At 69.3% G+C, this 19,797-nt stretch carries 17 protein-coding genes; 6 read left to right on the top strand and 11 right to left on the bottom strand.

The features are described 5' to 3' along the window. Window positions 1-38: 38 nt before the first annotated feature. The 6 genes from B140_RS0103065 to B140_RS0103040 all read right to left on the bottom strand — a co-directional run bounded on the left by B140_RS0103065 (window position 39) and on the right by B140_RS0103040 (window position 7,251). Entirely contained in the window at window positions 39-692 is a 654-nt protein-coding gene (locus B140_RS0103065) for a TrmH family RNA methyltransferase (RefSeq protein ID WP_026165930.1), read from the bottom strand. Further along, the gene (gene pyrE / locus B140_RS0103060; RefSeq protein WP_018117883.1) at window positions 685-1,236 is read right to left on the bottom strand and encodes an orotate phosphoribosyltransferase; all 552 of its coding nucleotides are present in this window, start codon (window positions 1,234-1,236) and stop codon (window positions 685-687) included. Before pyrE ends, B140_RS0103065 begins: the two co-directional genes overlap by 8 nt. A gap of 3 nt (window positions 1,237-1,239) precedes the next feature. Next, a complete protein-coding gene (locus B140_RS11750; protein ID WP_156801633.1) occupies window positions 1,240-2,346 on the bottom strand; it encodes a type III secretion system chaperone family protein in 1,107 nt (368 codons plus the stop codon). Between the two features lie 165 nt (window positions 2,347-2,511). Beyond that, the gene (locus B140_RS0103050; RefSeq protein WP_018117881.1) at window positions 2,512-2,847 is read right to left on the bottom strand and encodes a hypothetical protein; all 336 of its coding nucleotides are present in this window, start codon (window positions 2,845-2,847) and stop codon (window positions 2,512-2,514) included. A gap of 114 nt (window positions 2,848-2,961) precedes the next feature. Continuing rightward, window positions 2,962-5,520: an ATP-dependent chaperone ClpB gene (gene clpB / locus B140_RS0103045; protein ID WP_018117880.1), complete on the bottom strand. Its 2,559-nt coding sequence runs from the start codon at window positions 5,518-5,520 to the stop codon at window positions 2,962-2,964. Between the two features lie 393 nt (window positions 5,521-5,913). Continuing rightward, a complete protein-coding gene (locus B140_RS0103040; RefSeq protein ID WP_018117879.1) occupies window positions 5,914-7,251 on the bottom strand; it encodes a sodium/glutamate symporter in 1,338 nt (445 codons plus the stop codon). Window positions 7,252-7,338: 87 nt separating this feature from the next. Here B140_RS0103040 and B140_RS0103035 point away from each other — a divergent pair, with 87 nt between their 5' ends. Further along, window positions 7,339-8,541 carry an NAD(P)-binding domain-containing protein gene (locus B140_RS0103035; RefSeq protein ID WP_083912224.1) on the top strand — a complete coding sequence of 401 codons (1,203 nt, stop codon included), beginning with the start codon at window positions 7,339-7,341 and terminating at the stop codon, window positions 8,539-8,541. A 174-nt stretch (window positions 8,542-8,715) separates the two neighbouring features. Then, window positions 8,716-9,885: a hypothetical protein gene (locus B140_RS12905; protein ID WP_018117877.1), complete on the top strand. Its 1,170-nt coding sequence runs from the start codon at window positions 8,716-8,718 to the stop codon at window positions 9,883-9,885. Window positions 9,886-9,903: 18 nt separating this feature from the next. Here B140_RS12905 and B140_RS0103025 read toward each other — a convergent pair whose 3' ends face one another. Continuing rightward, entirely contained in the window at window positions 9,904-10,794 is an 891-nt protein-coding gene (locus tag B140_RS0103025; RefSeq protein ID WP_018117876.1) for a carbon-nitrogen hydrolase family protein, read from the bottom strand. Window positions 10,795-10,885: 91 nt separating this feature from the next. On the opposite strand from B140_RS0103025, the gene B140_RS13680 reads away from it, so the two are divergent. Continuing rightward, window positions 10,886-11,134 (top strand): hypothetical protein, encoded by a 249-nt coding sequence (locus tag B140_RS13680; RefSeq protein ID WP_018117875.1) that lies wholly within the window; start codon window positions 10,886-10,888, stop codon window positions 11,132-11,134. Continuing rightward, window positions 11,122-12,381 carry an alpha/beta hydrolase gene (locus B140_RS11740; RefSeq protein ID WP_018117874.1) on the top strand — a complete coding sequence of 420 codons (1,260 nt, stop codon included), beginning with the start codon at window positions 11,122-11,124 and terminating at the stop codon, window positions 12,379-12,381. The genes B140_RS13680 and B140_RS11740 overlap by 13 nt, the downstream gene beginning before the upstream one ends. Here the strand turns inward: B140_RS11740 and B140_RS0103010 are convergent. From B140_RS0103010 to dnaK, 4 genes are all read right to left on the bottom strand, one after another. Continuing rightward, complete coding sequence (locus tag B140_RS0103010) at window positions 12,311-12,769, bottom strand: heat shock protein transcriptional repressor HspR (RefSeq protein ID WP_018117873.1); 459 nt, start codon at window positions 12,767-12,769, stop codon at window positions 12,311-12,313. The two genes, B140_RS11740 and B140_RS0103010, sit on opposite strands and share 71 nt — an antisense overlap. A 1-nt stretch (window position 12,770) precedes the next feature. Further along, window positions 12,771-13,925, bottom strand: a complete 1,155-nt coding sequence (gene dnaJ, locus B140_RS0103005) for a molecular chaperone DnaJ (protein ID WP_018117872.1) — start codon at window positions 13,923-13,925, stop codon at window positions 12,771-12,773. Between the two features lie 100 nt (window positions 13,926-14,025). Next, entirely contained in the window at window positions 14,026-14,601 is a 576-nt protein-coding gene (gene grpE, locus B140_RS0103000) for a nucleotide exchange factor GrpE (RefSeq protein ID WP_018117871.1), read from the bottom strand. Further along, window positions 14,598-16,436: a molecular chaperone DnaK gene (gene dnaK, locus B140_RS0102995; protein WP_026165928.1), complete on the bottom strand. Its 1,839-nt coding sequence runs from the start codon at window positions 16,434-16,436 to the stop codon at window positions 14,598-14,600. The genes grpE and dnaK overlap by 4 nt, the downstream gene beginning before the upstream one ends. Before the next feature lie 616 nt (window positions 16,437-17,052). Here dnaK and B140_RS11735 point away from each other — a divergent pair. Together B140_RS11735 and B140_RS0102985 are read left to right on the top strand one after the other, a co-directional pair. Further along, entirely contained in the window at window positions 17,053-18,573 is a 1,521-nt protein-coding gene (locus B140_RS11735) for an amino acid permease (protein ID WP_083912216.1), read from the top strand. A gap of 162 nt (window positions 18,574-18,735) precedes the next feature. Further along, window positions 18,736-19,764, top strand: coding sequence for an ornithine cyclodeaminase (locus B140_RS0102985; RefSeq protein ID WP_026165927.1), 1,029 nt, complete (start codon window positions 18,736-18,738; stop codon window positions 19,762-19,764). Window positions 19,765-19,797 lie beyond the last annotated feature (33 nt).

The following is a 19,797-nucleotide window of genomic DNA, read 5'->3' as shown; positions in this document are numbered from 1 at the left end:
GTCTCGGTGGTGTTGTCCCCCACGATCCTAACCAAGATTCACCACGCGCGGCGCAGATCCGCGTGCTGCCGCACCCAGGCGTGCATGGCGATGCCCGCCGCCACCCCGGCGTTGATGGAGCGGGTGGAGCCAAACTGGGCGATCGAGCAGGTCATCACCGCCGCCTCCTGCGCCTGCGGGGTCACCCCGGGGCCCTCCTGCCCGAACAGCAGCACGCAGCGCCGGGGCAGCTCGGCGGTCTCCAGGGGCACGCTTCCCGGAGTGTTATCGATCGCCACCACCGCGATCTTCTCCCCGGCGGCCCACCCCATCAGATCCTCCACCGTGGCGTGGTGGCGCAGGTGCTGGTAGCGGTCCGTGACCATCGCCCCGCGCCTGTTCCACCGCCTGCGCCCCACGATGTGCACGGTATCCACGGCGAAGGCGTTGGCGGTGCGCACCACGGTGCCGATGTTGGCGTCGTTCTCAAAGTTCTCAATCGCCACGTGCAGCGGGTGACGGCGGGTATCGATGTCCGCCACGATGGCCTCGCGGCGCCAGTAGCGGTAGGCGTCCACCACGTTGCGGCGATCCCCCTGGGCCAGCAGCTCCGGGTCCAGGCGGGGGTCCTCGGGCGGCGGCCCCTCCCAGGGCCCCACCCCGTGACGGCCCTCGCCCCACTCCGTGGGGCCGGGCGCGGGCGCGTCAGTCAAGCCCCAGGTCCTCCAGGCCCAGGAGGAAGCGGTACTCCAGCCCCGCGTCCGCCAGCACCGCGTCCGCGCCCGTGGCACGGTCCACCACGGTGGCCACGCCCACGACCTCGGCCCCGGCCTCCCGCAGGGCCTCCACCGCCGTGAGCGGGGAGTTTCCGGTGGTGGTGGTGTCCTCCACCACCAGCACCCTCTTTCCGGTCACGTCCGGGCCCTCGATGCGGCGCTGCATGCCGTGCTTCTTGGTCTCCTTGCGCACCACGAAGGCGTCGATCTCGCGGCCCCCGGCGTGCATCACGGAGGCGGCCACCGGGTCCGCGCCCAGGGTCAGGCCGCCCACGGCCACGTAGTCCCAGTCCGCGGTCAGCTCCCGCAGCAGGGAGCCGATGAGCCGCGAGGCGCGGTGGTGCAGCGTGGCGCGGCGCAGGTCCACGTAGTAATCGGCCTCCTTGCCGGAGGAGAGCGTCACGCGGCCATGCACCACGGCCAGCTCCTTGACCAGCCCGGCCAGCTCCGCGCGGGCCTCCTGCGATACCTGAGGGGACATCGTCTACTTACCTTCCTTTTGTTCCGGGAGATTGTGGCCGCGCAGATGCTCCAGGGGATCGCGCCCCAGCTTCTCCGCCAGGTCGTCAAAGATGGAGGGGCCGCCGTCGTTGAGGCGCAGCACCCTGGTGCCCCGGTAGTCCGAGGGCTCCTCGGCGCGGTCCGCGATGCCGGGCACCTCGTCCCCGCCCACCGGGCGCGGCTCCACCACGCCCCGGGACTGCGTCCGGGTGCGGGTGGGCAGCCTCACCGGCTCCTCGGGGCGCAGCACGGCGGGCTTCTCCTTCTCCTCCTGCTCGCCGTCCTCGGGCTCTCGCTCCCGCTCCGGGGCCGGGGCGGCCTCGGGGGGCGGCATGAGCCGGGAGGGCAGGGCCTCGTCCAGCGCCAGGGGTGCGGCGGAGCGCGGGGGAAGGGCGTGGGCGGCGTCCGCAAGCCAGGTCATCGGGGCGATGATGGCCTCCCAGTCGTGCCCGTGCGTGCCGCGATCGAGCTGGGCCAGGGCCCAGTTAGCCTCGCACCACACGGCGCGCACAAAGTCCGGCATGGCCTCCAGCGCCGCGCTCACGCGCTCGTCGTTCAGGCGGCGCGCGGCCTCCACGTCCGTGCTAAAGCAGGCGAAGCCCTCCACCTCGCCGCACTCCTTGAGATCCTCCGAGGCGTCCCAGGTCACGTCCGGGCGGCGGAAGTCCACCACCACGTCGGAGAACGCGCCTCGGCGCACCGCCAGCACCGTGGTGGAGCCCAGGTCCGCCAGGGTGAACTCGTGCCCCTCGCTCACGCCCGTGACCACGTCATGCGCGGTGGCCCCGGAGGCGGCGGCCCCCCGCCGCCACTCCTGCGCCAGGGCGTCATCCGTGCGGGCAAAGTCAAAGCCCGCCTCCTGGGCCCAGGCGCGCCGCTCGCGGCGGCCCTGCCCCGGCATCGCCAGGCGCGACGGCGCGCGCCGCTCCGTCTCGGGCTCCGCCTCGCCCTCGGGGGCCACCTCCCGGGCGGCCTCGGCGGAATCCGGCACCGCAGAATGATCCCTGCGGCCCCGCGTATCGAGCCACCACAAGGCGGCGGCGATCACGAGGGCAACGGCGGCGAACGCGAAAATTAGTGTTACGGACACGCCTTTACTCTAATAGTAAGGAGACCTACGCGCGCCTCTACCCCCACCGCGCGGCGCTTTTACCCGCGCGCAGGCGGGCCGACGCACCATAAGCGCAACAAAGAAGGGACGCGCCTACGCGGCGCGTCCCTTCTTTGAGAATGTGGAAGGCTGTGCCTTAGCGGCTTAGCCCAGGAGCCCCTTGATGAACTCGATGGCCTTGCCGAGGAAGCTCAGGGTGTCGCCGGACACGGAGCCCTCGGAGTCGCCCTTGGCCTCATCCTCGGAAGAGGAGCCGGAGGAGAGCTCGGAGAGGTCGAAGTCCGAGGAGCCCTCGTCCTTGATGTCCTTGGTCTCGGTGACGCTGTAGTCCGGGTCCACCTCGGCGCCGGGCTGGGTCTCCACGGTGGCCACGCTGTAGTCCGGGTCCACGGTCTCCTCGGCGAAGGCCGGGGCTGCCACCACGCCGGTGGCGATCACGGCAGAGGCCGCCGCAGCGGCAAGGTTCTTACGAGAAAACATCGCGTTTTCCTTTCTGTACTCGAATGCAACGGGTAAGGGTGAGTGTAAGAACCCGCCAAGCGGCGGGCAATAGCAATCCACTTTCGTGCCCTAAATAAGGCCGGAAAGTAGACGCTACCCGCGTGCTATCTCCAACTTTGCGCCACCTTCGGCCACGTCCACAGCCACCCTATCGCCATCCGCGACCTCGCCCGCCAGCAGCTTCTTGGCGAGCTGATCGCCGATGGCCTGCTGGATCAGGCGGCGTAGCGGGCGCGCGCCGTAGGCCGGATCGTAGCCGCGCTCGCCCAGCCAGTCGCGGGCGGCGTCGGAAACATGCAGCCGCAGGCGGCGCTGCTCCAGGCGGCGCGAGAGCTGCCCCACCTGAATGTCCACGATGTGCGTGAGCTGCTCGTGACTCAGCGCGTCGAAGATCACCACGTCGTCCAGGCGGTTGATGAACTCCGGCTTGAAGGCGTGCTTCACGGCCTCCATCACCTGATCCCGCTCGCCGCCCGCGCCCAGGTTGGACGTGAGAATGAGGATGGTGTTGCGGAAGTCCACGGTACGGCCCTGGCCGTCCGTGAGGCGGCCGTCGTCAAGCACCTGAAGCAGCACGTCGAACACGTCCGGGTGAGCCTTCTCCACCTCGTCGAAGAGCACCACCGTGTAGGGGCGTCGCCGCACGGCCTCCGTGAGCTGGCCGCCCGCGTCGTAGCCCACGTATCCGGGGGGCGCACCCACCAGGCGGGCCACCGAGTGCTTCTCCGCGTACTCGGACATGTCGATGCGCACCATCGCGCGCTCGTCGTCGAAGAGGAACTCCGCCAGCGCCTTGGCCAGCTCCGTCTTGCCCACGCCCGTGGGCCCGAGGAAGAGGAAGGAACCCGTGGGGCGGTTCGGGTCCGCCACCCCGGCGCGGGCCCGGCGCACCGCGTCGGACACCGCCTCCACCGCCTCGCGCTGGCCCACCACCCGGGCGCCCAGCTCCTCCTCCATGCGCAGCAGCTTCTCCGTCTCACCCTGGAGCATCTTTCCGGCGGGAATGCCCGTCCACGCGGAGACCACCTCCGCGATGGTGTCCGGGGTCACCTCCTCGGTGAGCATGGAGTTGTTGGCCCCGTTGCTCACCCTGGATTCGGCCTCGGACACCGCCCGCTCGGCGGCCGGGATCTTGCCGTAGCGCAGCTCGGAGACGCGCTCGTAATCGCCCTCGCGCTCCGCGATCTCGGACTCCCCGCGCAGGCGCTCCAGCTCCTCCTTGGCCGCGCGCACCTCGTCGATGGCGCCCTTCTCGTTGTTCCACCGCGCCGTCAGCTCGCCCAGCTTCTCCTTCTCGTCGGCCAGCTCGCCGCGCAGCTTCTCCAGGCGCTCCTTCGAGGCCGCGTCCGTCTCCTTCTGCAGGGCCAGCTCCTCGATCTCCAGGCGGCGCACCACGCGCTGGGCCTCGTCGATCTCCTGCGGGGAGGAATCGATCTCCATCCGCAGCCGGGAGGCGGCCTCGTCCACCAGGTCGATGGCTTTATCCGGGAGGAAGCGGTTGGTGATGTAGCGGTCGGAGAGCGCGGCGGCCGCCACCAGGGCGGAGTCCTGAATGCGTACGCCGTGGTGCACCTCGTAGCGCTCCTTGAGGCCGCGCAGGATGCCCACGGCGTCCTCCACCGAAGGCTCGCCCACGTACACCTGCTGGAAGCGCCGCTCCAGCGCGGCGTCCTTCTCGATGTACTTGCGGTACTCGTCCAGGGTGGTGGCACCCACCAGGCGCAGCTCGCCGCGCGCCAGCAGCGGCTTAATCATGTTGCCCGCGTCCATCGCGGAATCCCCGCTGGCGCCGGCGCCCACGATGGTGTGCAGCTCGTCGATGAACGTGATGACCTGCCCCTCGGACTCCTTGATCTCATCGAGCACCGCCTTGAGCCGCTCCTCGAACTCGCCGCGATACTTCGCGCCCGCCACCAGCGAGCCCAGATCCAGGGACAACAGCGTCTTGCCCTGCAGCGACTCCGGGACGTCCCCGGCCACGATGCGCCGCGCCAGCCCCTCCACGATCGCGGTCTTGCCCACGCCGGGCTCACCGATGAGCACCGGGTTGTTCTTGGTCCGGCGGGAAAGCACCTGCACCACGCGGCGGATCTCCGCGTCGCGGCCGATCACCGGGTCGATCTTGCCCTCGCGCGCCCGCGCCGTGAGGTCCGTGGCGTATTTCTCTAGGGCCTGGAACTGCCCCTCCGGATCCTGCGAGGTCACCTTCGTGTGCCCGCGCACCGAGGGAAACGCCGCCACGATCGCCTCGTGCGTGGCCCCCTTGCCCTTGAGCAGCTCGGCGGCGTCCGAGGAACCCCCGGCGATCCCCGCCAGCAGCACCTCCGTGGACACGTACTCATCGCCCAGCTCCCCGGCCAGCTCCTGGGCGGCCGTCAGGGCGTTGAGGGCGTCGCGGTTAAAGTTCGGGTTGGCCATGTTGGAACCCTGGGCCCTGGGATAGCCCTCCACCAGGCGGGTGGCCTCCCTGACCACCGACGCCGTGTCCACGCCCACGGCCTGCAGCACCGGGGAGGCGATACCCTCGCTCTGCTCGAGGATGGCTACCAGCAGGTGCGCCGGGCGAATATCGGGGTTGCCCAAGGACGAGGCCCGCTGCAGGGCCGCCTGCAGGGCCTCGCTGGTCTTGGTGGTGGGGTTAAAAGAGTTCATTGCCGTTTACGCCTTTCTTCATCTCGCCCGCCGTGGGCCGCCGGAGCGGGGCCACGGCCCGGGACACTCCCCGGTGCAGGGCGGTTGTGTGTTCCACCCAGTCCAACGCGCGCAGGGTTGAGTTTGTTCCGCTCAAGGGTAAAAAGTTGCGCAAGGTCGGCTCAGGTATGGGTTTGGGTGCGGCGAGGCGCCCGCTCGGGGCGGAGTTGTTTCAACAACTCTGAAACAACTCCACAACAACTTTCTCCGGGCCCACACGCATAAACGCAGATCAGGGCGCAAAAATAGTTGTTGCGGAGTTGTTGGAAAGTTGTTCCCCCCAACCATCGATCCCCGAGATCCCCGCCGAGGGGGCGTCGATACGCACCCCTCAGCCCCCGGCCCCGCTAGCCCCTAGTTCTTCACCTCTACGCCGCGTCCCGGCACCCATCTCAGGACGATGGCCACGCCGAGCACGATCACCGCGATGAGCGTGGCGATCCACCCCAGGCCCATCGTCCACCCTGTGAGCACCGCGATGGGGGCGATCACCGTCATGCCGATCTCAAAGGGCGCGAAGCCCACGTAGGCCACGCCGTACTCGTTCAGCGTGCCGGACTTCAGCTTGGGGTCCACCATCTTCAGCAGGGCGATGCCGGTGGCCACGGCGGCCGTGGCCCAGCCCCAGCCGAAGATGGCGCGCTCCAGCCACTTGAGGCCGAAGAACGTGGGCGCCACGAGGAAGAAGAACACCAGGCAGTAGATGGTGCCGAGCACGAACATCACCACGAGCGGCACCCAGTAGTCCGCCACCACGGACGGCACGATGGCCGCGATGCCGAAGGCGATGAGGTAGTCCGTGGCCGCGCCGGACAGGGAGTTGATGGTGTCCCGGTCCACGTAGTTGGGCTTGCGGAAGAGGTTGAGGATCAGCTTGCCCACGATGCCCACGGCGAAGGCCATGATGAACAGCGGGATGGAGACCTCCGGGAACACCTTCTGAATCTGCTGGTTGATCAGGTAGGCAAACATGACGGTCAGCGCAAGCACGCCCACGTGGAGGGCCACCGGCTCGATGGAGGAGGGGTTCGTGGTGGCCTTGCCGATGGAGGGGCGGGAGGATTCCTCGTCGATGTACCCGGAGCGCATGTCCCACGGGAGCTTCTTGGGCATGTCCGCGGTGCGGCCGGTGCGGATGCCCCAGTTGGCAAAGATCACGCCGCCCACGATGGCGGCCAGGGTGCCCACCGTCGCGGAGGTAAAGCCCAGGGTGCTCGCGGCCGTGGCCCCGGTGGCCTCGAGCGAGGAACCTACCGCGGCGGCGGTGCCGAAGCCACCCACGAAGCCCACGGGGAGCATCATCCCGAACCAGTCCTCGGTGCCCCAGATGGGCTCGAAGAGGAACATGCCGAGCAGGATGAACAGGCCCCACTGCCCCATGAACATGCCCGTGGAGTAGGACCACATGGTGCGCGCGCCGGAGCGCACGGAGCGGTCGAACTGCATGGAATACGGCATGGCGGCAAAGACCACCGCGATGAGCAGCGTGGTGTACGCCCCCATCTTGTCCGAGAAGCCGATCCACCCCAGCAGGCCCGGCCCCAGGATCAACCCCAGCAGGCCCGCCGTGATGGGCGCGGGCAGCAACAACGCCTGAAACGCCGGAACCCTGCGGCGCAGGACGTTACCCACCACCATCAATACGGAAATCCAGCCGACGTCAACCAGCAGGGAAAAGGGGGTGTATTCCACAGCGGCTCCTTCAATGCGACGTATATGACTGGATCATTTTAACGGCTACCCCCGGTTTCTCCATCACCTCGTGAAACAATGGGGGTGATGAACACACCCCTGCGCGTCCTTATCATCGGGGCCGGACAGGCGGGGCTGGCGTGCGCCCACGAGCTAGTCCATCGCGGCCTATCCCCAGGCGAGGACTTCATCGTGCTCGATGCCAATCCCGGGCCGGGCGGGGCGTGGCGCCACCGCTGGGATTCCCTCACCTTCGGCCGCGCCCACCGGATCGCTCCCCTTCCCGGGCTCCCGCTGCCACAGCCCGACCCCGCCGTCCCCGCCTCCTCCGTGGTCACCGACTACTACGACCAATACGAGGAGCACCTGGGCCTCGGCGTGGTGCGCCCGGTGACGGTGGTCTCGGTGATGGGGGCTTCGAGAAGCCCGGAGGCGCCCCTGCAGGTGACGGCGGCCGACGGCCGCTCCTGGCACGCGCGCCGCGTGGTCAACGCCACGGGAACCTGGACGCAGCCCTTCATCCCCTTCGTCCCGGGGGCGCGTGGCTTCCACGGTGAGCAGTTGCACACGGTGCACTATCGCAGCGCCGAGGAGTTTCGCGGCAGGCGCACCCTCGTGGTGGGCGGGGGCCTGTCCGCCGTGCAGTTTCTCCTGGAGCTCTCGGCGGTCACGGAGACGCTGTGGTCCACCCGGCGCCCGCCCAACTTCACCCGACGCCCCTTTGACCAGGCGTGGGGCCTCAGCGTGGAGGAGGCCGTGCGCGAGCGCGCGAGGAGCGGCCGGGCCCCGGCGTCGGTGGTGCGCACCACCGGCATCCCGATGCTCCCCGAGTACGTCGAGGCGGTGCGCAACGGCACGCTGGTCTCCCGGGGACGCCTCCGCTCCATCACCGCCGATGGGGTGCGCTTCGGCGCGCCCGCCGCCCAGCGGGCGCAGGGGCTCGGCCCCTCGCGGGGCCCCGGCCTGGCGCTGCCGCAGAGCTGGCAACCCTGGCCGGAGGGGCGCGAGGAAAGCGTGGACGTGATCTTCTGGAACACGGGCTTTCGCGCCGCGCTGCGCCACCTCGCCCCGCTCCGGCTGCGCGGTCCGCGCGGGATTGCCATGCGCGACGAGGTGACGCCGCGCCGCGATCACCGGCTCCTGCTCGTGGGGTATGCCTCGTCCGCCTCCACCGTGGGGGCGGTGCGGGCGGGCCGGCTCGCCGGGCAGCGCGCGTCCCGCGCGACTCGCAGAACACAGGGCACCAGCACCGCCCGCCACACCCGCGGCACCCGCGACACAGCCGTATAGACCTTATGGGAACACCGCCGTCCCTTACCCCCGGTGCGGGGCCGCCAATCTCCCGCTATTTGCCCGTTTTCCTCCGCTTTTATGCCTTCTTTATACGAAAGGACACACCCGCGGAACCACCTTTGGTACGGGCCGCCCTCTACAAACTCGCCCCTGGCCTTTAATATAGATGCCATGCCCGCCGCCACGCTCGCCGAGATAGCTCATCTGATCCGGGACCACCCCGGCACTTTCCGCGATGCCGCTCACGGTCGCTTCTATGTGGAGCATCTGGAGGCACGGTCGGTCTTTCCCCTCAAGATGAGCAAGTCGCACCTCGACCTCGCCCCCGCCGTGGCATGGGCGCTGGAGCAAAGCAGCCCCGCGGCGCTGGCCCCCGAGGTCCTGCGCCGCGTGCAGCAGATGGGACTCGACCACCGACGCCACGGCTTCCCGCCCGTGGCCTACGCCTCCTTCGCCCAGGCCATGAAGTTCGGTCTGCGGGAGGTGCTGCGCGTAGCGGACGAGCAGTACACGGTGGCCGCCCGCGAGGCGGAACACCTCATGGAGGGCATGTGCGTGGAGATGGCCGCGGCGGCCGTGGAGGCGGACCAGCAGGGCGTGCCCCCGGCCTACTCCGGCGAGGTCATCGACGTACAGCGGATGAGCCGACGCATCAGCGTGGTGACCCTCGATACCGGACTGGCCATCCCCTTCACCCCCGGCCAGCACATGCTGACCTCCTCCTCCATACTGCCGGGAATCTGGCTACCCATGTCCCCCGCCACCCCGCCCTCGGAGTTCGGCCAGATCGAGTTCCACGTCCTCGGCGAGGACGACACCGCCGCCCAGCGCCTGGCTAAGTCCAAGGTGGGCGATCACTGGAGCTTCGGTCAGCCCAGCGGCACCCTCTCCGTCAGCGGCGAGCGCGACGTCCTCCTCGTGGCCAATGCCACCGGCTGGGCGCCCCTGCGATCCCTCCTCTTCGACATCCTCACCTGGGAGCGCCAGCCCAACGTCACCCTCTTCCTGGGGGCGGACTACCCCGGCGAGCTCTACGAGCTGCCCCGCCTCTGGGCTCTCTCCCAGGCCAGCTCCTGGTTCACCGTGGTCCCCTGCGCCACCACCCACGAGGACGCCTGGTGGGTGAACTCCCAGGTCACCCTGCCCGACCTCTACATCGCCGTCTCCGACTCCCCCGGCGCCCTCGCCGCGAGCCGAGGAAGCTGGCACAACCACGACATCCTCATCGCGGGCCCCGAGGAGGGCGCCCGGCGCAGCGCCGAGGCACTGCGCGCCACCGGGGCGCCGCACATCCAGGTCGAGGAGTGGCCCGACCGGGGCGTGGCCTCCACCTACCGGTAGACCCACCGCCCCCGTCGGCTAGCCGCCCAGGATGGGCAGGCTGCGGCGGGTTGAGGCCACCTCGCCTAAGTCCAGGTCCGCCACCAGAAGCTCCTCCCCGTACCCCGCCTCCGCGAGGCGCTGGCCCAGGGGCGTAAGAACCGCCGAGTGCCCGATCCCGGTGGGCCCCGAGGGCTCCCCCGCGCGCTCCGCGCCGCCGGGGCGGGCCATTCCCGACGCCGCGATGAACGCCCCGGTATCCAGGGCCCGGGCGGCGGTCAGCACGCGCCACTGGTGCAGCTTTCCGGGGCCGTCCGCCCAGGAGGCGGGGACCACGATGATCTGCGCCCCCGCCCGCGCCAGGTCCTGGAAGAGGGCGGGAAAGCGCAGGTCAAAGCAGGTGGCCACACCCACGGTGACGTCCCCCACCTCGAAGGTCACCGCCTGGGTGCCCGGCCGCACCGTCTCCGATTCCCTGGTGTCAAAGGCGTCATAGGTGTGGATCTTGTCGTAACCCCTTGGGGCCCAGGCCCCGGGGCTGGCGTCTGTGCTGCTCGTGTTGTCTGTGCTTCCTGGGCTGCCTGGGCTGCCTGTACTGGGGGAACCGGCCGTGGCGGCGCCGCGAGCGATCAGGGCGGTGTTCCACACCCTGTTGATCCCCTCCTCGGTGCGGTCCGCGGGCCGGAACATGCCCGCCACGATGGTGATCCCCAGCTCCCGCGCTAGGTCGCACACGCCGGTGGCAAAGGGGCCGTCGTAGTCCTGCGCGTGGGTATCCAGCCGCCCCGTGCCAAACGCCTGGGAGGTGGCCTCCGGGAACACCACCATGCGGGCGCCGCGCTCGGCGGCGCGCCGAGTGTAGTCCCGCGCCGTGCGGAGATTCTCCTCGGGGTGCCCCGTAGCATGTATCTGTGCCAGTGCGATGCGCATGAGGCCAGCCTATGTGGATAACCCCGGTTTATCCACAGGCCCGCGCCGCCCTCCTCGCCCCATCCCGCCCGGGGGCGCTGTACTCGTAGGCATGAATGAGCTGCTTCTCACCGATTCCTTCGCCCGCCGCCTCCGGGCGAGCACGGTCCCCACCCCCGGCCCGCCGCCACGGCTCGGCTCGCCCTCCCTCACCGCCTCGGCCCTGCACGCCGCCGCTGCCTCGTGGGATCACACACTGGCGCAGGCCGCCCGGGGGCGCACGGACGTGCTCCGGGATCTTGCCCGCCTATGCTCACGCGCCCGCGCCGTGGACGAGGAGACGGCCCGATGCCTGCGCTAACCTCCCCCGCCGCCCCCGTCCCCGTTCCCCTCTCCCCGCTCGATCCGCGCGAACTCGACCACGCCGCGCGCGCCACGCTCGCCCTCGCGGAGGGCACCGCCGGGGCCGCCGCCCGGCAGAAAGAGGAAAACATCGCGCTGCGCGCCAGCGGGGTGCGCGGGGCGGCGCTCCTCGGGCTGCAACGGCTCGAGAGCGCCGCGCTCCCCTGGGCCGCCGAGGCGGCGCAGATGAGGGCCGTGGCCGAGGTCCTGGCGCGCGCCGGGGCGCTCCAGCAGGAGATCGATCGCGCCGCAGAGCGCCTCCGGGGTTTGAGCAACAACTCCGTGTTCCTCACCGGCCTCGCCCGCGCCGTGGCCGCGCTGGGCTCGGCCCTGGATTGGCACTGCGCCCGGGAGATCACCCGCCTGTGTACCCCGGTGGCTGCCCCGCCCCTGCATCGCCTCGGCGCCATGTCCGACCTTTCCCTCGACGCCATCCACGAGTCCACGCTCGCCGCCGCCCCACAGTGGCGCGACCTCGCCGCGCGGTTCCCGGAGGCGCGCTTTCTCGAGGCCGGCGAGCACACCGTGGCGGTGGCCTTTGGCGACCTCGACTCCGCCGCGAGCGTGACCACCTTCGTGGCCGGGACCGGCTCCTCCGAGACGGCGGGCTGGCCCGCCCAGTTAGAACGCGGCCGCACGATCGCGCAGGCCACCGGGGGCGCGGCCGTGGTGTGGCTGGGTTATCGGGCGCCCGGCACGCTCCCGCAGGCCATCGCCGCGAACCCCGCCAAGGCCGGTGCGGAGGCGCTGCGGCGCTTTCAACGGGACCTCGCCGCGCGCAATCCCGCCCAGCGGCGGGTGGTGCTGGGCTATAGCTACGGTTCCGTGGTGGTGGGCCGCGCGGCATCCTCGGGGCTGCTGGCGGACGCCGTGATCCTCATGGGTTCTCCCGGCGTGCCCGTGGGGCACGCCTCGGAGTTCCGGCTGCACGGCACCCGGCCCCGGTCGCGGGGATCGGTGCACGCGCTGACCGCCACGGGGGACCTCATCGACCTCACCGCAACCCGCCACGGCGGGGTGCACGGGGTGGACCCCGCCGCTCCCGGATTCGGGGCCACCGTGTGGCCCACCCGCCCCGGGGATCACTCCTCCTACTGGGACGATCCCCTGGTGCTGCGGGCGCTGCGCGCCATCGCTAATCCCGAGGGGCCCGGCGCGCCGTCCCCCGACGCCGCGCGTTCGGGGTCCACATCACGACCGCCGTAGAGCGCGGCACGTGCACGAGTTCGCCGCCGCGCGCGGCCCGGCGCTCGCGCAACTGGGCGTTGTCCGCGCGCAACTGCGCCACCTCCGCCTTGAGGTCCTCGTTCTCCCTCGTCAGCTCGATGATGGCCTTGATCCCGGCCAGGTTCACCCCGTCCTCCTGGCTGAGCCGCTGGATGCGGCGCAGCATGGCCACGTCGGCGCGCGAGTAGCGCCGCCCGCCGCCGCTGGTGCGGGCGGGGGTGACCAGGCCCAGGCGATCGTAGGTGCGCAGGGTTTGGGCGTGCATGCCCGAGAGCTCGGCCGCCACGGAGATGACAAAGACCTCCTCCGCGACGTCCTCCGCCACGCGGGTTTCCTCCCCGGCGGGCGGGTGCTGCGCGCTGGACATGCTACTTCACCCCTTCCCAGCCTTCGCGGGGGTCAAAGCCGGACTCGCGTTCCGCCTGCGCGTAGGTGCGCAGGGCGCTGGTGGCTGCGGCGTCGAGGTTGGTGGGCACCGTGACCTGCACGGTCACCAGCAGGTCGCCCTTCTTGATGCCGCGCCCGCGCACCCGCAGGGTGCGGCCGTCGCGTGTACCGGCGGGCACCTTGACCCGCACGGGGGCGTCCAGGGTGGGGACGGTGATCGTGTCTCCCAGGGCCAGCTCCGCGAAGGAGACGGGCACGGTGACCGCCAGGTCGTCCCCGGAGCGGGTGAACACCGCGTCCGGGCGCACGTGCACGGTGACAAAGAGATCGCCCGAGGGTTTTCCGTTGGGCCCGGCCTCCCCCTGGCCCGCCAGGCGCACCTTCTGCCCGTCCACCACGCCGGCGGGGATGCGCACCGTGATGGAGCGGGTGCGGTGCACCGTTCCGCTGCCGTGGCAGGTGCCGCAGGGGTCCGTGACGATCTCCCCGGTTCCCCCGCACTCCGAGCAGGGGGAGGAGAACCCGAAGGCCCCCCGGTTTTCCGAGGTGAAGCCGGAACCCTGGCACGCCGAGCAGGTGGTGGGCTTGCCGGAGGTGGAGCCGGAGCCGTGGCAGGCGCTGCAGGGGGCGTCACCGCTTAGCTGAAGGGGAAGAGTGGTCCCCTTCGCCGCTTCCCGGAACTCGAGCGTGATGTCCGTTTCCACGTCCGCTCCCCGGGTCGGCCGAGCTGACTGGCGAGGATTCCCGCCGCGACCAAAGAAGCTACCGAAGATGTCACCAAGACCGCCCTCTGGAGAATATGTTCCGCCTTGTCCAAAGAAGTCGGAGGGGTTGAAGTTCCCCGTCGTCCCGGACGGGCGAAACCCGCCCGGAAACCCGGAACCTCCCAACCCGCCGCCGCTGATCATGGCGCGAAAATCGTCGTATTCCTTGCGCTTGTGCTCGTCGCCCACAACGTCGTAGGCCTCGGCCGCCTTCTTAAAGCGCTCCTCGGCCACCTTGTCCCCGGGCTTTTTGTCCGGGTGGTTCTCCCGGGCGATCTTGCGATACGCCTTTTTAATGTCCTCCTGACTCGCGGACGAGGTAACCCCCAGATCCGCGTAATAGTTTTTTTCTGCCCATTCGCGTTCCGCCACTGGGCATCCCTCCTTCCTCGTGCGCTTAGACAAATGGCACCGCTGATCGAGGTAGAGCGAACAGCGGTGCCATGAACATCACGGTTTCCCGTGCCTTCACCTATTCTGCTGGATCGGCGATCATCACCATGGCGTTGCGGATGGTCCTCTCGCCCAGGCGATAGCCCTGGCGCAGGACGGTGCCCAGTACCTTGACATCGCCGGAGGAGCTGTCCTGCACCGCCTCGTGGATCTCCGGGTCGAAGGCCTCGCCTTCCTCGCCAAAGGGCTTAACGCCCAGGGAGTCCAGGGTGGAGCGGAACTTCTCCGCGAAGGCCTTGAGCGGGCCCTCCTCCAGGTCGCCGTGCTGCTTGGCCAGCGCCAGATCATCGACGATGGGCAGCAGCTCGGATACCACTGAGGCCCGGGCGCCGTCCACGGCCGCCTGGCGCTCGCGCGCGGAGCGGCGTCGATAGTTGGCGTACTCCGCCGTCACGCGCTTGAGATCCTCGGTGAGTTCCTCCACGGGGTCCCTCGGGGCCTCCTCGGAGGAGTCCGGGGAATCCTCGGCGGGGGTGCCCTGCTCCGAGGCGTCGGCCGGGGCGTCCTCGACCGTCTCGGAGCCCTCGGGGGCCGAGGGGGCCTCGGTGGTCACCTCCTGGTCAACCTGATCCGCCTGCTCTTCGGGCTGCGTCACTTCTTGTCACCCTCCTCGTCCACGACCTCCGCGTCCACCACGTCGTCGCCCGCGTTCGTGCCCTCGGCACCCTCGGAGCCCTGCTTCGCGGCCTCCGCCTCGTAGATGGCCTTGCCCATCTCCTGGGACTCGGTGGAGAGCTTCTCCACGGCGGCCTTGATCGCCTCGAGGTCCTCGCCCTTGAGGGCCTCCTCGACCTCGGACACGGCGGCCTCGACCTTGGTCTTGATCTCCTCGGAGACCTTCTCGCCGTTGTCCTCCAGGAACTTGCGGGTCTGGTAGGCGGTGGACTCCGCGGCGTTGCGCGTCTCCTGCTCCTCGCGGCGCTTCTTGTCCTCCTCGGCGTGGGCCTCGGCGTCCTTGACCATGCGGTCGATCTCCTCCTGGGAGAGGCCGGAGCCGTCCTGGATGGTGATCGTGTTCTCCTTGCCGGTGCCCTTGTCCTTGGCGGTCACGTGCACGATGCCGTTGGCGTCGATGTCAAAGGTCACCTCGATCTGCGGCACGCCGCGCGGGGCCGGGGCGATGCCGCCCAGTTCGAAGGAGCCCAGCAGCTTGTTCGCCGCCGCCATCTCGCGCTCGCCCTGGAACACCTGGATCTGCACGGAGGGCTGGTTGTCCTCGGCGGTGGTGAAGGTCTCGGAGCGCTTGGTGGGGATGGTGGTGTTGCGCTCGATCAGCTTGGTCATCACGCCGCCCTTGGTCTCGATGCCCAGGGAGAGCGGGGTGACGTCGAGAAGCAGCACGTCCTTGACCTCGCCACGCAGCACGCCGGCCTGCAGGGCGGCGCCCACGGCCACGACCTCGTCCGGGTTGACGCCCTTGTTCGGCTCCTTGCCGCCGGTGAGCTCCTTGACCAGCTCGGTGACGGCGGGCATGCGGGTGGAGCCGCCCACGAGCACCACCTGGTCGATGTCCGCGACCTTCATGTCCGCGTCCGCGAGCACCTGGTTGAAGGGCTTCTTGGTGCGGTCCAGCAGGTCCTGGGTGATGCGCTGGAACTCCGCGCGGGAGAGCGTCTCATCCAGGAAGAGCGGGTTCTTCTCCGCGTCCACGGTGATGTAGGGCAGGTTGATGGTGGCCTGCTGGGAGGAGGACAGCTCGATCTTGGCCTTCTCCGCCGCCTCGCGCAGGCGCTGCAGGGCCATCTTGTCCTTGGTCAGGTCGATGCCGTTGCTGCTCTTGAACTTCTCCGCCAGCCAGTCCACGATGCGCTGATCCCAGTCGTCGCCGCCGAGCTGGTTATCGCCCGCGGTGGCGCGGACCTCCACCACGCCGTCGCCGATCTCCAGCAGGGAGACGTCGAAGGTGCCGCCGCCGAGGTCAAAGACCAGGATGGTCTGCTCCTCGTCGTTCTTCTCCAGGCCGTAAGCCAGGGCGGCCGCCGTGGGCTCGTTGACGATGCGCAGCACGTTGAGGCCCGCGATCTGCCCGGCCTCCTTGGTGGCCTGGCGCTGGGCGTCCTCGAAGTACGCGGGCACGGTAATCACGGCGTCCGTGACGTCCTCGCCCAGGTAGGCCTCCGCGTCCCGCTTCAGCTTCTGCAGGGTGCGCGCGGAGATCTCCTGCGGGGTGTACTTCTTATCGTCGATGTCCACGTGCCAGTCGTTCTCGCCGATGTGGCGCTTCACGGAGCGGATGGTGCGATCGACGTTGGTCACCGCCTGGTTCTTGGCGGACTGGCCCACCAGCACCTCGCCGTTCTTGGCGAAGGCCACCACCGACGGGGTGGTGCGGGAGCCCTCGGAGTTAGCGATAACGGTGGGCTCGCCGCCCTCCAACACCGACACCACCGAGTTCGTGGTACCGAGGTCGATTCCTACTGCACGTCCCATGATTGTTTCCTCCTGAATTGTTCTGTTGCGTATCTTCTTCAGGCCCGAGCCCCACCCGCCTTGACGGCGGGCCGCTCAATTCCGGAACCCACACTAACAGACGCCTTTGAGCCGATGTCACTCAAGCCTACACACCACCCAACGCCGCGCCGCGCGAAGTTGTTCCCATGCGGCTCAACTTTTTTGTTTTCGCAGGTCGCGGCGGGCGCCCGCCACTGCCGACGCCCCTCGACGGCGGGCGGGCCGTCCAGGCCGCCCACACCGCCGCGACCCCCTCCCCGAGGACGCCTTGCTTGCCCGGTGGTGCGCGTGGCTTGGTCCGCGCGGCTCCGGCGCACCACCCCCATTTCAGGGGTGGCGTAGGGGAGAGAAATAACACACCTGCCCGGCTTGACACCCCTACGGCCCCGCACGCTACCCCCATATCACCCCAGGTACCGCCCGATCTTTCCCGCATACCCCTCGGTCGCCACCCCTCACAATGACCCACCTCTCCCCCTCCCTGGCCGAGGTTCAGGTTCACACTATGCGATCTCTCATATAGGTTCCTCCCTATGGCACACCACATAGAGCGCGGGCGCCGCACCACGGCGTCCGCCCCGAGGGAGGATTCAGTATGACGTCAGAAACGCCACACCGAACCCACGAGGAGCGCGGGCACGTTCATCCCGACGAGCACACCGGCTTGCAAAAGTCGCTGAGCCGCCGTCAGCTTCAGATGATCGCCATCGGCTCGGCCATCGGCACCGGCCTGTTCCTGGGCACGGGCGCCCGGCTGGAGCAGGCCGGCCCGTCCCTGGCGCTGCTCTACCTCGTGTGTGGGTTCTTTGGCTATCTCATCCTGCGGTCCCTGGGCGAGTTGATCGTGTACCGCCCGACCTCGGGCTCCTTCGTGTCCTACGCCCGGGAGTTCTTCGGGGAGAAGGCCGCCTACACGGCGGGCTGGATGTACTGGTTCAACTGGGCCATGACGGCCGTGGCGGACGGCACCGCCATCGCCATCTACATCAAGTGGTTCGGCCAGTACAGCGAGTTCGTCAACCAACTGCCGCAGTGGCTCCTGGCCCTGGCGGTGGTGCTCGGCGTGCTGGGGCTGAACTTGGTCTCCGTGAAGGTCTTTGGCGAGCTGGAGTTCTGGTTCTCCGCAGTGAAGATCGGCGCGCTCATCTTCTTCCTCATCATCGGCATCTTCTTCGTGATCTTCGGCAGCCCCAGCGGGCAGCCCACGGGCCTGCACCTGCTCTCCGAGAGCGGCGGCATGCTGCCCAACGGGCTCCTGCCCGCCCTGATCGTGGTGCAGGGCGTGGTGTTCGCCTACGCCGGCATCGAGCTGGTGGGCACCACCTCCGGCGAGGCCAAGAACGCGCGCCAGGAGATCCCCAAGGCCATCAACCTGGTGATCCTGCGCATCGCCGTGTTCTACTTCGGCTCCGTGCTGCTGCTGTGTCTGCTGCTGCCCTACACGGAGTACTCCGCCGGGGAGTCGCCCTTTGTCACGTTCTTCGCCTCCATCGGGGTGGACGTGGCCGCCCCGATCATGCAGCTCATCGTCATCACGGCGGCGCTGTCCTCCCTCAACGCCGGGCTGTACTCCACGGGGCGCATCATGCACTCCCTGGCGCTGGCCGGGTCCGCGCCCCGCTTTGCCGCCAAGCTCACCCGCTCGGGAGTGCCCTACGGCGGCATCCTGCTCACCACGGCGGTGGCGCTGGCGGGCGTGGCGCTGAACTACGTGGTGCCCGAGCAGACCTTCGAGATCGTGCTCAACCTCGCCGCGCTGGGCACGATGGCGAGCTGGGCGGCCATCACCCTCTCCCACATGAAGTTCGTGGCGCTGGCCAAGAGGGGCGTGTACGAGCGCCCCGGGTACCAGGCGCACCTCGCGCCCTGGACCAACTACCTCACCCTGGCCTTCCTGGGCTGCGTGATCCTGCTCATGGCCTTCGACTACCCGGTGGGCACCTGGACGCTCATCGTGTCCCTGCTGTTCTTCCCCGCCCTGGCGCTGGGGTGGCGGGTCAACCGGGGCCGCATCATGGAGGCCCTGGAGGCCCGCCAGGCGGACCGCACGGCGGGCCTCCAGGATCACGCCCACGACCGCCAGCAGGGCCCGAGCGCGCACCCCGGTGAGCGCTAATGCCGGCCGCGTGCCCTGCGGGCACCGGGGGACACGGCGCACGCAACGGTTCACGTACAGTTGCGGTCCCGTGTTCCGCTGGCGCGCAGGGCGCACAGGGTGCGCAGACGCCACGGCATCACACCTATTCCTACGAGTTTTTCTTAAGGAGCACTGTTTTTTATGACCGGTTTCGTCGATGTGAAGGCAATGACGGAATGGATTCAGCGAGAAGGCGTGGAGAACATCATCACCGGGATGATGGACTACCTGGAGCGCGACTACGAGCGCTGGCAGCGCTTTGACAAGATCCCCCGCGTGGCCAGCCACACCCCCCTCGGCGTGATCGAGCTGATGCCCACCTCCGACGGCGAGGAGTACGCCTTCAAGTACGTCAACGGGCACCCCTCCAACCCGGCGCGCGGGTTCCAGACGGTGGCGGCCTTTGGCATGCTGGCGGACGTCGATAACGGCTACCCCACCTTCCTGGCGGAGATGACGCTGCTGACGGCCCTGCGCACCGCGGCCGTCTCCGGCATGGTGGCCCGCCACCTGGCCCGCAAGGATTCCTCCGTGATGGCGATGATCGGCGCGGGCAGCCAGTCCGAGTTCCAGGCGCTGGGCATGCGCGCGGCCCTGGGCATCGAGGAGATCCGCATCTACGACATCGACTCGGCGGCCGTGGACAAGTTCGTGCGCAACATCGAGCCGCTGGGCTTTAAGATCCACAAGGCCTCCTCCGTGAGCGACGCCGTGGCGGGCGCGGACGTCATCACCACCTGCACGGCGGACAAGGCCCAGAACACCATCCTGAGCACCGAGCACGTGGCCCCCGGCGTGCACCTCAACGCCGTGGGCGGCGACTGCCCCGGCAAGACCGAGCTGGAGGCGGAGATCCTCAACCGGGCCGACGTCTTTGTGGAGTTCCCCGAGCAGACCCGCATCGAGGGCGAGATCCAGCAGATGCCCGAGGACTTCCCCGTGATCGAGATGTGGGAGGTCATCGCCGGAAAGCGCGAGGGCCGCACCTCCGCCGAGCAGATCACCCTGTTCGACTCCGTGGGCTTCGCCATCAACGACTTCGCCGCCCTGCGCTACCTGCGCGACTCCGTGGCGGGCACCGGGCTGGAGGCCCACCTCGACCTGGTGGCCGACCCGGACGATCCCAAGGACCTGTTCTCCCTCATCCCGACCTTCGCCCCTCTTCCCTAGGCATCGCGCCTATATATCAAGAAAGGAACACAC

Source organism: Corynebacterium mastitidis DSM 44356, assembly GCF_000375365.1.
Classification (GTDB): Bacteria; Actinomycetota; Actinomycetes; order Mycobacteriales; family Mycobacteriaceae; genus Corynebacterium; species Corynebacterium mastitidis.
The sequence above is the reverse complement of the archived record's forward strand: the minus strand, read 5'-3'. Positions and strand labels throughout refer to the sequence as shown.